This window comes from Aeromonas sp. R2-4, from assembly GCF_040908365.1.
GTDB classification, from domain to species: domain Bacteria; phylum Pseudomonadota; class Gammaproteobacteria; order Enterobacterales; family Aeromonadaceae; genus Aeromonas; species Aeromonas veronii.
Genome location: NZ_JBFODO010000007.1, coordinates 38354 through 51062, shown reverse-complemented (window position 1 = coordinate 51062; position 12709 = coordinate 38354). Strand labels below are relative to the sequence as shown.

General features: G+C 62.8%; 9 protein-coding genes. 7 read left to right on the top strand and 2 right to left on the bottom strand.

Annotation, left to right across the window (positions count from 1 at the left end; all coding sequences use genetic code 11):
* The 6 genes from AB5Z05_RS03285 (at position 1) to mgtE (ending at position 8113) form a co-directional block, all read left to right on the top strand.
* The gene (locus tag AB5Z05_RS03285; RefSeq protein ID WP_005355575.1) at positions 1 to 1089 is read left to right on the top strand and encodes an ABC transporter permease; all 1089 of its coding nucleotides are present in this window, start codon (positions 1 to 3) and stop codon (positions 1087 to 1089) included.
* 306 nt (positions 1090 to 1395) lie between these two features.
* Positions 1396 to 3942, top strand: coding sequence for a nitrite reductase large subunit NirB (nirB, locus tag AB5Z05_RS03280; RefSeq protein ID WP_368150095.1), 2547 nt, complete (start codon positions 1396 to 1398; stop codon positions 3940 to 3942).
* Positions 3942 to 4259 carry a nitrite reductase small subunit NirD gene (gene nirD / locus AB5Z05_RS03275; protein ID WP_041202829.1) on the top strand — a complete coding sequence of 106 codons (318 nt, stop codon included), beginning with the start codon at positions 3942 to 3944 and terminating at the stop codon, positions 4257 to 4259. Before nirB ends, nirD begins: the two co-directional genes overlap by 1 nt.
* Before the next feature lie 57 nt (positions 4260 to 4316).
* The gene (nirC, locus tag AB5Z05_RS03270) at positions 4317 to 5129 is read left to right on the top strand and encodes a nitrite transporter NirC (protein WP_368150094.1); all 813 of its coding nucleotides are present in this window, start codon (positions 4317 to 4319) and stop codon (positions 5127 to 5129) included.
* A 12-nt stretch (positions 5130 to 5141) separates the two neighbouring features.
* Complete coding sequence (cysG, locus tag AB5Z05_RS03265) at positions 5142 to 6542, top strand: siroheme synthase CysG (RefSeq protein WP_368150093.1); 1401 nt, start codon at positions 5142 to 5144, stop codon at positions 6540 to 6542.
* 146 nt (positions 6543 to 6688) lie between these two features.
* Positions 6689 to 8113 (top strand): magnesium transporter, encoded by a 1425-nt coding sequence (mgtE, locus tag AB5Z05_RS03260; protein WP_139733602.1) that lies wholly within the window; start codon positions 6689 to 6691, stop codon positions 8111 to 8113.
* Between the two features lie 81 nt (positions 8114 to 8194).
* Here the strand turns inward: mgtE and AB5Z05_RS03255 are convergent, their stop codons facing one another.
* Positions 8195 to 9136: a hypothetical protein gene (locus tag AB5Z05_RS03255; protein ID WP_368150092.1), complete on the bottom strand. Its 942-nt coding sequence runs from the start codon at positions 9134 to 9136 to the stop codon at positions 8195 to 8197.
* Between the two features lie 348 nt (positions 9137 to 9484).
* Between AB5Z05_RS03255 and AB5Z05_RS03250 the strand changes: the two genes are divergently transcribed.
* On the top strand, positions 9485 to 11476 hold the full coding sequence (locus AB5Z05_RS03250) for a bifunctional 2',3'-cyclic-nucleotide 2'-phosphodiesterase/3'-nucleotidase (protein ID WP_021230729.1): 1992 nt from the start codon (positions 9485 to 9487) through the stop codon (positions 11474 to 11476).
* A gap of 265 nt (positions 11477 to 11741) precedes the next feature.
* Here the strand turns inward: AB5Z05_RS03250 and AB5Z05_RS03245 are convergent, their stop codons facing one another.
* Positions 11742 to 12707: an ABC transporter permease gene (locus tag AB5Z05_RS03245; protein ID WP_021230728.1), complete on the bottom strand. Its 966-nt coding sequence runs from the start codon at positions 12705 to 12707 to the stop codon at positions 11742 to 11744.
* Positions 12708 to 12709 lie beyond the last annotated feature (2 nt).

Genomic DNA, 12709 nt, shown 5'->3' with positions numbered 1-12709 from the left:
ATGCTGATCCGACTCTGGTGGCTGATCCGAAAAGAGCTGCAGGCCCTGATGGGCAATACCCAGGGGCGCTTTCTGCTCATCATGCCGGTGCTGCTGCAAACCGCCCTCTTCCCGTTCGCCGCCACTCTGGAGGTGACCGGCAACACGCTGGCCATCTACAACCAGGATGGCGGTGCCCAGAGCCGCGAGCTGCTGGAGCGCCTCACCCATATGCCCGCCTTTACCACCATCATCCCGGTGCAGGGCGAGGCGGGCATGACCGAGGCCATCACCGGGCAACAGGCACTGCTCGGGCTGATTATTCCGGGGGATTTCTCGCGCCGGCTGGCGCGCGGCGAACCGGCCAAGGTACAGCTGATCATCGACGGCCGCCGCTCCAACGGTGGTCAGGTGGCGGCTGGCTACATCAGTCAGGTGATCGCCCGCTGGCAAAGTGAGGGCAAGGGGCAACCCGAGCTGGCGGTACGCAACCTCTACAACCCCAACGTCGAGTTCCACTGGCATATCCTGCCGGCGCTGGTGGCCATCATCACCACCACCGGTTGCCTGATCGTCACCGCCCTCTCGGTCGCGCGGGAACGGGAAGAGGGCACCTTCGATCAGCTGCTGGTCTCGCCCCTCACCGCAGGCTGGATCATGGCGGGCAAGGCGGTGCCCGGCATCATGGTGGCGGTGGGACAAGGGTGCATAGTCGCGCTGGCCGCCCGTTTTGTCTTTCACCTCCCCTTTGCCGGCAGCCTCAGCCTGCTGATGGCGGGCATGGTCTGCTACGGGCTGGCGCTGGCAGGGATCGGGCTCTTCATCTCGTCGTTCTGCTCGACCCAGCAGCAGGCCTTTCTCGGAGTCTTCTCCTTCACCGTCCCGGCGGTAATCCTCTCGGGCTACATCTCGCCGGTGGAGAACATGCCGCAGGTATTCCAGTGGCTGGCGGCCATCGACCCCCTCACCCACTTCATCGTGCTGCTCAAGGGGGTCTTCCTCAAGGGGTTTGACTGGTCGGCCGCCTGGCCCCTGCTCTGGCCGCTGCTCGCCATCGCCGGCGTCACCCTGTCGCTGGCGCTCGCCATGTTCCGCCGCCATATCGCCTGACGCGCCACCTTGTTCAGCTGATGCCCATTGATACCGGTCTCGCCCAGTGTGAGACCGGCCTTTTTCCGACATAAGTTTTCACTCCCCGGCCGTGGGTAAAGCAGGCTTTCCCTCCACCATCCCTCACCCAAAGCCAGCGCAGAAATCATCAACTGGTATACCTATTTTTGTATATCTTTGAATTTTATCGAATTACCCCTGACGAGATATATAAATAGACACTTGATTTGCATCAATTGCCCGCCCCGACTGACTGGGTAGCCTAGCCCCAGAATGATGTTTTATTACTCCAAACTAGAGGCAATCATGAGCAAAGTCAGACTGGTCGTTGTGGGCAACGGCATGGTGGGGCACCGCTTCATCGAAGAGTTGATCGAGCGGGCCGACCCGGGCCGCTACGAGATCACCGTCTTCGGTGCAGAACCCCGTCCCGCCTACGATCGCGTCCATCTCTCCTCCTACTTCTCCCATCACACCAGCGAAGATCTCTCCCTCGTCAAACCCGGTTTCTACGACAAGCACGGCATCCGCCTGCTGCTCGGCGAAGCGGTGAAAAAAATCGACAGGGCCAACCGCGAAGTGCACTCCAACAAGGGCACTGTGGTCGGGTACGACAAGCTGGTGCTGGCCACCGGCTCCTACCCCTGGGTGCCGCCCATTGCGGGCAGTCAGCACCACGAGTGCTTCGTCTATCGCACCATCGAGGATCTGAAAGCCATTCGCAGCGCCGCCAGGAGTGGCAAGAGCGGGGTGGTGATCGGGGGCGGCCTGCTTGGCCTCGAAGCGGCCGGTGCCCTCAAGGCGCTGGGTCTCGAGACCCACGTTGTGGAGTTTGCTCCGGTGCTGATGGCCGAGCAGCTCGACGGTCAGGGCGGCCAGCTGCTGCGCCGCAAGATCGAATCCATGGGGGTGCAGGTGCACACCAGCAAGAGCACCAGCGAGATCCTGATGCACGGCGGCGAACAGGCGAAACACCGCCTCGCCTTCGCCGACGGCAGCCAGCTGGAAGTGGACGTGGTGGTCTTCTCCACCGGCATTCGTCCGCAAGATACGTTGGGCCGTTACGGTGATCTCGCCATCGCCGAGCGCGGCGGCATCGTCATCGACGATCACTGCCTCACCTCCGACCCCGACATCTACGCCATCGGCGAGTGCGCCGCCTGGCAGGGCCGCTTCTTCGGGCTGGTGGCACCGGGCTACAAGATGGCCCAGATCACCGTCGACCATCTGCTCGGCGGCGACAGCCGCTTCGAAGGGGCAGACATGAGCGCCAAGCTCAAGCTGCTCGGCGTCTCCGTCGGCTCCATCGGTGATGCCCACGGCCGCACCCCGGGCAGCCACAGCTATGTGTTTCAGGACGATCAGGCTGGCGTCTACAAGAAGATCGTGGTGAGCGAGGACAACAGCCGCTTGCTCGGCGCCGTGCTGGTGGGTGTCGTGGAAGATTACGGCAACCTGCTGCAGATGATGCTCAACGCCCTGCCGCTGCCGAGCCACCCGGATACCCTTATCCTGCCCGCCTACGCCGGTGCCAAACCGACGCTGGGGGTGGATGCCCTGCCGGAAAGCGCCCAGATCTGCTCCTGCTTCGACGTCTCCAAGGGCGACATCGCCAAGGCGGTGGCCGAGGGTCACACCACCCTTGCCGCCATCAAGCAGCACACCAAGGCCGGTACCGGCTGTGGCGGCTGCGTGCCGCTCATCAGTCAGGTGCTCAACGCCGAGCTGGTGAAGCAGGGCATCGAGGTCAACAACCACCTCTGCGCCCACTTCCCCCACTCCCGTCAGGAGCTGTTCCATCTGGTCAAGGTGGAGGGGATCAAGAGCTTCGACGAGCTGCTGGCCAAGCATGGCCAAGGCTATGGCTGCGAGGTGTGCAAACCGACCGTCGGCTCCATCCTCGCCTCCTGCTGGAACGAGCATGTGCTGAGCCCGCGCAACATCCCGCTGCAGGACACCAACGACATCTTCCTCGGCAACATGCAGAAGGACGGCAGCTACTCCGTCATCCCGCGCATGGCCGGCGGCGAAGTGACCCCGGAAGGCTTGCTGGCGGTGGCCGAAGTGGCCCGCGACTACAAGCTCTACACCAAGATCACCGGCGCCCAGCGCATCGGCCTGTTCGGGGCCCAGAAGGATGATCTGCCCGCCATCTGGCGCAAGCTGCTGGCAGCCGGATTCGAGACAGGTCAGGCCTATGCCAAGGCGCTGCGTATGGCCAAGACCTGTGTCGGCAGCACCTGGTGCCGCTTCGGCGTGCAGGACAGCGTTGGCCTCGGGGTCTTCCTCGAGAACCGCTACAAGGGGATTCGCACCCCGCACAAGATGAAGTTCGGCGTCTCCGGCTGTACCCGCGAATGTGCGGAAGCCCAGGGCAAGGATGTCGGCATCATCGCCACCGATGCGGGCTGGAACCTCTATGTGGGCGGCAACGGCGGCATGAAACCGCGCCACGCCGATCTGCTGGCTTCTGACCTTGACCGCGAAACCCTCATCAAGCTGATCGACCGCTTTATGATGTTCTACGTCACCAGCGCCGACAAACTGCAGCGCACATCGGTCTGGCTCGGCAATCTGGAAGGGGGTGTCGACTACCTGCGCGAGGTGATCGTCGACGACAAGCTGGGGCTGGCCGAGACGCTGGAGCGCGATATCCAGACCCTCATCGACAGCTACGAGTGCGAATGGTCGCGCACCCTTAATGAAGAGGAGGCGCTCAAGCGCTTCAGCCACTTCATCAACAGCGACAAGCGTGACCCGGACGTCCAGTTCGTCAGCGAACGCGACCAGCACCGACCGGCGACCCCGGCCGAGCGCATCCCCGTCTACCAGATCGAAGTGGAAACCAAATGATGAAACTTGCCTGCCAACTCAACGACATCCTGCCGGGCACCGGCGTCTGCGCACTCATTGAGGGTCGCCAGATCGCCCTGTTCCGCCCGAGCGCGGCCGCCGAGGTGTTCGCCATCGACAACCGGGATCCCTTCTTCGCCGCCAACGTGCTGTCGCGGGGTTTGATCTGCGAACACGACGGCGAGCTCTGGGTCGCCAGCCCGCTCAAGAAGCAGCGCTTTCGTCTGAGCGATGGCCACTGTTTCGACAACCCCGCCATGTCGGTTCAAAGCTACCCCGTTGAAGTGCGCGACCAGCAGGTCTGGGTCGCTGTCTAAAGACAAATTCACTCTCTTTCGGGCTGCCTGTGGGCAGCCCTTTCAAGGACTCACAAGATGTACACGGAAACCATCAACAAGTGCGCCGCCAACGCGGCCCGCATCAACCGCTTCGAGCGCAGCGACAAGCTCGGCTTCTGGCTCAGCTCCGCCATGGCGGGGGCCTATGTGGGCCTCGGCATCATCCTCATCTTCACCCTCGGCAATCTGGTGGATCCCGCCATCCGGCCGCTGGTGATGGGGGCCACCTTCGGTATCGCCCTGACGCTGGTGATCATCGCCGGCTCCGAGCTGTTTACCGGCCACACCATGTTCCTCACCTTCGGGGTGAAGACGGGCAAAATCACCATGGCCGACCTGCTGCGTATCCTGCCGCAGACCTGGGCGGGCAACCTGATTGGCTCCGTTGTGGTGGCGCTCATCTACTCCTACGGCGGCAGCCTGCTGCCGGATGCGGGCAGTCTGGCCCACAAGGTAGCGCTGGCCAAAACCCAGGCTCCGGCCCTGACCCTGTTTATGAAGGGCGTGCTGTGCAACTGGCTGGTCTGCCTCGCCATCTGGATGGCGCTGCGCACCGAAGGGGCCGCCCGCTTCATCGCCATCTGGTGGTGCCTGCTGGCCTTTATCGCCTCCGGCTACGAGCACTCCATCGCCAACATGACCCTGTTCGCCCTCTCCTGGTTTGGCGCCCACTCGGATGCCTACACCCTGGGCGGCATCGGCCACAACCTGCTGTGGGTGACCCTGGGCAACACCGTCTCCGGCGTCCTCTTTATGGGCCTCGGCTACTGGTATGCCACCCCGAAAGCTGAGCGCCCGGTTGCAGTGAGCGAGACCACCAGCACCGCCAACCAGACCCGAACCGCCTGATCCGGAGGCCCCATGGACTACTTGCCCATCTTTTGCCGACTCGACAACAAACCCGTGCTGCTGGTCGGCGGCGGCGAGGTAGCGGAGCGCAAGGCGCGCCTGCTGCTGGATGCCGGTGCCCACCTCACAGTCGTAGCGCCCGAGCTCGACCCCGAGCTGGCGGAACTGGCGGCCAACGGCAGCATCGAGTGGCTGGCCGGTGAATTTGCGTCGCAGCAACTGGCGGGCAAGTGGCTGGTGGTGGCCGCTACCGATCGGCGCGAGGTGAATGCGCTGGTCTACCAGAGCGCCAACCGGGCGCGGATCTTTGCCAACGTGGTGGACGACCCGAAACGCTCCAGCTTCATCATGCCATCGATCATCGATCGCTCGCCGCTGATGGTAGCCATCTCCTCCGGCGGCAAGGCGCCGGTGCTGGCCCGCCTGCTGCGAGAAAAACTCGAAGCCCTGCTGCCCCAGCATCTGGGCGCCGTCGCGGCCTTCGCCGGCAGCCTGCGGGAGCGGGTCAAGGCGCGCTTCGCCAGCATGGGGGAGCGGCGCCGCTTCTGGGAGCGGCTACTCGGGGCGGACCGGCTCGGGCAGGCGCTGGCACGGGGGGATCACGCTTCTGCCCACCAGCTGGCCGACAACCTGTTTGCCGACGAATGCAACACCGCTGGCGAAGTGGTGCTGGTGGGAGCGGGCCCCGGCGATCCGGGCCTGCTCACCCTACACGCCCTGCGCCAGATGCAGCAGGCGGACGTGGTGGTCTATGACCGGCTGGTCTCCGACGAGGTGATGGCGCTGGTACGCCGCGATGCCAAACGCATCTTCGTCGGCAAGCAGGCGGGCAACCACTGCGTGCCGCAGGAGGGGATCAACCAGCTCTTGCTGGAGGAGGCGAAAAAGGGGCAACGGGTGGTTCGGCTCAAGGGGGGCGACCCCTTCATCTTCGGCCGTGGCGGCGAAGAGCTGGAGACGCTGGTTGGCAGCGGCATCGGCTTTCAGGTGGTGCCGGGGATCACCGCGGCCAGTGGCTGCGCCGCCTACGCCGGCATTCCGCTCACCCACCGCGACCACGCCCAAAGCGTCCGTTTCGTTACCGCCCACGGCAAGGGTGGCGCCCGGGATCTCGACTGGCCGCTGCTGGCCAAAGACAAGCAGACGCTGGTGTTCTACATGGGGCTCTCCTCCTGCGCCACCATCCGCGAGCAGTTGCTGGCCCACGGCAAGGCAAGCAATACGCCGGTAGCGCTGATCGAGCGCGGCACCCAGCCCTGCCAGCGGGTCATTCGCGGCACCCTCGATGAGCTGCCCGCGCTGGCGGTGGGGGTCGAGAGCCCGGCCCTGATCATGGTGGGCTCGGTAGTAACGCTGGCCGACCGGCTCGCCTGGTTTGGCGAGGCACCACAGCGCCAGCGAGCCCTCGCCTGAGGGAGACTCGGCAACTCACCATGAGGCCACCAGCAGGTGGCCTCACTTTTACCTCCCTCTTCTCCCATCACGGTCATAACCTGTTGTTTTAAGTCTGGTATCCTATGGACATTGAGCCCTTGGCTACCATCTCAGGAATTCATCCCATGTCTCTTCCCATCAAGAACAGCGCCCGGCAGCGCGCGGATGACAGATCCCGCATTCTCACCCTGCTGCTGCGCGATGATGCCCTCACCGACAGCCTGCTCGATCCGCAGGTGGTGCAGGATGCCGAGCAGCGCGATCAGACCAGCGAACTCACTGCGCTGGTCAACGGGTTGCCCGCCGCCGACGTCGCCGATGCGCTGGAGTCGCTGCCGCCCGATGAGCGTCATGCCCTGTGGGCGCTGGTGGAGGAGGAGAAGCGCGGCCAGATCCTGGTCGAAGCGTCGGAGACGGTGTGGGACAGCCTCATCAGCGGGATGAGCGACAAGGAGCTGCTGCACGCCCTGCGCACCCTGGATATCGACGACCAGATCTATCTGGGCCAGTACCTGCCGCGCAACCTGATGGGGCGGCTGCTCACCTATATGGCCCCCGCCGACCGGGATCGAGTGCGGGAGGTGATCCGCTACGGCAAGCACACCGTCGGCGCCATGATGGACTTCGAGATCATCACCATCCGCCCCGAGGTGAGTCTGGCCACGGTGCAGCGCTATCTGCGCCTGCGCGGCAAGATCCCCGCCAACACCGACAAGCTGTTCGTCATCGACCGGCGCAACCACCTGCTGGGGGAGCTGGCCCTCACCACAGTGCTGCTGCACAAGCCCGCCACCCTGGTGAGCGACGTGATGGAGCGTGATCCGGTCACCTTCGATCCGGAGGATAACGACGAAGCGGCCGCCCGCACCTTCGAACGGGATGACCTGCTCTCCGCCGCCGTGGTGGATGGCAAGGGCAAGCTGATGGGCCGCCTCACCGTCGAAGAGGTGGTGGATCTGGTCTATGAGGAGAGTGACACCGACCTGCGCCGGATGGGGGGTATCAGCGAGGATGAAGACGTGTTCGCCCCGGTCTCCAAGGCGGTCAAGACCCGCTGGGCCTGGCTCGCCATCAATCTCTGCACCGCCTTTGTCGCCTCGCGGGTGATCGGCCTGTTCGAGCACACCATCTCCCAACTGGTGGCACTGGCGGCCCTGATGCCCATCGTCGCCGGGATCGGCGGCAACACCGGCAACCAGACCATCACCATGATAGTGCGGGCGCTGGCGCTGCAGCACATTCAGGCAGGCAACCTCTCCTTCCTGCTGCTACGGGAACTTGGCGTCGCCTTTATCAACGGGCTGGTGTGGGGCGGCACCATGGGCATCGCCACCTATCTGCTCTATCAGGATGCGGCGCTCGGCGCCGTAATGACCCTGGCCATGATGCTCAACCTGCTGGTGGCCGCCCTGATGGGGGTGATTATCCCCATGACCATGACCCGCCTCGGCCGCGACCCGGCAGTCGGTGCCAGCGTGATGATCACCGCCATCACCGATACCGGCGGCTTCTTTATCTTCCTCGGGCTGGCGACCCTGTTCCTGCTGTAAACCGTGCGTTGAAAACAACAAGGGAGCCACTGGCTCCCTTGTTGTTTCAGGCGCGTTTTCCCGCCCCTGCCGTTGGGCTGCTTATCGCTTGTCAGCGGTGATCAGCAAGCCATTGGTGTCGGGGAAGCCGATGATCAGCGCCTCTTTTTTGGCATCCGAGGTAAAGGTAGTGATATAGGCGACGCGGTTATCCATCGCCCGGGCCAGAGCGGCATTCCAGAGGTTTTCGATCGGCGTGGCGGCAGCGGATTGCTTGAAGTTGCACTTGCCAAACCCGCTCATGGTCAGCTTGCTCAACCCGGCCGTCGCACTCCCCTCGCCCACCAGCGTACAACCTGCCGCCGGGAACTCGATCGCTACCGTCAGCTTGCCGCCGTTGTTGGTGGTATCCACCTTGCCCACCATGTCGCTGCTGAAGCCATCGCTGCCCGTAGCACTCCAGCTGGCCGTGGTCACCGCTTTGGTGGTCAGGGCTGTCACCGCCACATGACCGCTGAAACCGGAATAGATGGGGGAGTTGTCGGAGAACTTGGTGCCGCTCCGGGTGAAATCAAAAACCCAGCGCTTGCTCTCCTTGCCCTGCAGATCGATGACCGGCTGATCCTGGAAGGTGATGAGGTTGTGGTCATTGGTCACCGAGCTGAGCGCAGTGCTGGTGCCGAGCCGTTCGCTGTTGCGGATCAACTGCACCGGGTAGATCCCGTCTTTGTCGGCTTTCTGGTCAGCCTGCCCCAACCACTGGCTGTTGGTCTCGACCTTGCCCACCTGATGATCCACCCAGACACCCCAGTGCTGCACGGTTTCACCCTTCGGGTAGACCAGCGCCAGACCATCCAGATCCTTGATCATGCGCGGCGTCGCCTTGTCGCCGTCGCGGCTCATCAGATTCGCTTGGTAAAGACCCGCCTCCGGCAGGGCCAGTGGCACCCGCTTGGCGATGCTGTTGGCAGCTTTTTCGCTGTCACAGGCAGACAGGGCAGCGGCGCAGGCGATGGCCAGCAGCGCTTTGTTGTGCATTTTCATGAGTTTTTATTCCTTGCTGTCGCTTTGTAATTTTTAGATGCAATCAATCGCCGCTGAATTTAAGGGAAAGGTCATCTATCAGTCGAATGGAGATCTGTAACCAACCATTACAGCCTCGCAGGAACGGCAGGCCGCGCAGCTTGCCCCGACCGCACTGCGGTGACTACAGGGTGACTCACGGCGGAAAAGCAGCGAGGGTAGCGACCCGAAAAAACAGATGAAAATCAGAGTCATAACTCTATTAACAGGAGGGTAATTAGCCCGAATTGCCAGCCTGCTCACAATCGGATTCTTTTGCTGTCGATAGAATGCACCACGCTGGCATACCCATAACAAGAGAATCCAACAATGAAAACCACCCTCAAACTGAGCGCGGTGGCAGTTATCTTTTTGCTGTCCGGCTGTGACGACAACAACTCTCAGGCCCCCGGTGATCTCACCCTGCGGCTGATCGAAACCTCTGATATCCACTCCAACCTACTGAGTTACGACTACTACCAGAACAAGCCGGATGCCTCGCTGGGCTTTGCCCGCACCGCTGTGCTGATCCGCAAGGCCCGCGAAGAGAACGCCAACAACTTGCTGATCGACAACGGCGACCTGATCCAGGGCACCCCGCTGGCCGACTATATCCACGACCAGCAGGTCAAACAGCAGTGGCTGAGCAAGCAGACCCACCCCGCCATCAAGGCGCTCAACACCATGAGCTATGATGTCGGCAACCTGGGCAACCACGAATTCAACTTCGGTCTCGACTTCCTCTCAGAGACCCTGAAAGGGGCCAACTACCCCTACATCAACGCCAACGTCTTCCAGGCCGATGCCTTCAGCCGTGATGGCAAGGGCACCATCGACTGGAGCAAGCAGAAGTTCAAACCCTATGTGGTGCTGGATCGTCAGGTGAAGGATGCCAACGGCAATACCCAGACCATCAAGGTCGGTGTGCTGGGCCTGACCCCGCCCCAGATCACCCAGTGGGACAAGCGCAATCTGGAAGGCAAGGTGGTGGTGGCCGATATGGTCGAGACCGCCGAGCACTATGTACCCGAAATCCGCGCCAAGGGCGCAGACATCGTCGTGGTCGTGGCCCATACCGGCATCATAGGTGACCCGCGCGAACCCATGATGGAGAACGCCGCACTGCCGCTGGCCAAGGTGAAGGGGGTCGATGCCCTGCTGCTGGGCCACGCCCACCGCACCTTCCCGGGTGACTACCCCAACATGACCGACGTGGACAACGAGAAAGGCACCCTGGCGGGCGTACCGACCGTGATGCCGGGCGTCTGGGGCAACCACCTCGGCATCATCGACCTGCACATGACCTGGAAAGAGGGTCGCTGGGAAGTGGCCTCCAGCCAGTCCCAGCTGCGCAAGATCGACAGCAGCGCCAGCAGCACCGAAGATCAGGCGGTGGTCGATCAGGTCATTGCCGAGCACGAGCAGGCAAACCAGTGGCTGGACGAGCCCCTCAGCAAGATCACCAAGCCAATCCACAGCTTCTTCGCGCTGGTACAGGATGACCCCTCCATCCAGATCGTCAGCGACGCCCAGCTGTGGCATGCCAAGAAGCTGCAACAGGATGGTCAGCTCAAGGAGAAATGGCCCATCCTCTCCGCCGCCGCGCCATTCCGTGGCGGTCGCAACGGTCCGACCGACTTCACCTATGTACCGGCTGGCGATATCTCCCTGCGCAACGTGGCCGACCTCTATGTCTACCCCAACACCCTGCAGGTGGTCGCCATCAATGGCGCGACCGTACAGGAGTGGCTGGAGAAGAGCGCCGTCCAGTTCAACAAGATCGATGCCGCCAGCACCGCCACCCAGTGGCTGGTGAACGAGAAGTACCGCACCTACAACTTCGACGTGATCGACGGGGTGAACTATCAGGTCGATGTTACCAAACCCGCCCGTTACGATGTGGATGGCAACAAGGTGAGCGACAGCTATCGCATCACCAACCTCACCTATCAGGGCAAGGCAATCGACCCGGCCCAGATGTTCTACGTGGTGACCAACAACTACCGCGCCAGCGGTGGTGGCAACTTCCCGGGCATCAACGCCAAGGTGATCGTCCATGAAGATCAGTTCGAAACCCGCGAAGTGCTCTCCGAATACCTCAAGGATCTGGCAGAGAAGAATCCGGCCGGTTTCGAGCCCCCGGCAGACAACAACTGGCAGCTGGCCCCCCTGCCCGCCAATCTGGATCTGCGCATCTACAGCTCGCCACGCAGCGAGGCGCAAGCCCTGACCGGTGGCAAGCTGAACTATGTAGAGACCCTGCCACCCACCGATGCCAAACACCCCGGCTTTGGTGTCTACAAGCTGGTGCTGGCTCCCTGAGCCTCAGAGTTCATCAGGCAATAACCTCTGCAACCCCCTCCTGATACGAGGGGGTTTTTGATGGTGCAGGCAGAGGGTCAGCTCTTGTACGCCAGCCGCTACCCGCAGCAACTCACGCAGCCCGTTTATCCCTTCACGCCATCGCCTCCCTCTGTCGAACCATCCAGATCCCGGCTGGTCTGCCCCATACCGCCCATAAAAAAACAGGCCCACCGAAGTGGGCCTGCTGTTATCTGTGTGATCGGGAATATCGCGATAAAAGGCGCTACTCCCGCTCCTTCACATAAGGTGTACCAAGTGCCTTCGGCGCCACGGCACGGCCGATAAAACCGGCCAGCAGGAACACGGTCAAGATGTAGGGCAGTGCCTCGATGGCCTGCACCGGAATGGCGAAGCCACCGATGCTGACCCCTTGCAGGCGGATGGCGACTGCATCGAGGAAGCCGAACAGCAGACAGGCAGCCATGGCATTCCAGGGGCGCCACTTGCCGAACACCAGCGCCGCCAGCGCCATAAAGCCCTTGCCCGCACTCATGTTGGGGATGAACTGGGCCGTCTGGGCCACCGCCAGATAGGTGCCACCGATACCAGCCAGCAGGCCGCCGATGAGGAGCGCGGTGTAGCGCATCCGCACCACAGAGATACCGGCAGTATCGACCGCAGCAGGCGCCTCGCCCACCGCCCGCAGACGCAGACCGAAGCGGGTACGGAACATCACCCACCAGGCCAGCGGTACGCAGGCGAACGCCACGTACTCCAGCAGGGAGTGGCCACTCAGCAGCTCGCTGTAGAGCTGGCCGATCACCGGCACATCCCACAGCTCCTTGGCATAGGGCAGGTCGATGGGGGCGAAACGGGCATCGCCGGAGAGTGCCGGAGTCTGGCCACCCTGATCGAACCAGTAACGGCCCAGGGTGACGGTCAGACCGGCCGCCAGAATGTTGATGGCCATCCCGCTCACCACCTGATCACCGCGGTGGGTGATGGTGGCAAAGCCGTGCATCAGGGCAAACAGGATGGAGACACCCACCCCGGCCCCCAGACCTATCCAGGCAGAACCGGAGACCGCCGCAGCCGCACCACTGGCGAACGCTGCTGCCAGCAGTTTGCCTTCCAGCGCGATATTGACCACCCCGGAGCGCTCGCAAAACATGCCCGCCATGGCGGCGAGAATGAGCGGCGGCGCGGTACGGATGGTCGCATCCAGCATCAGGATCAGAATTTCAAACATGA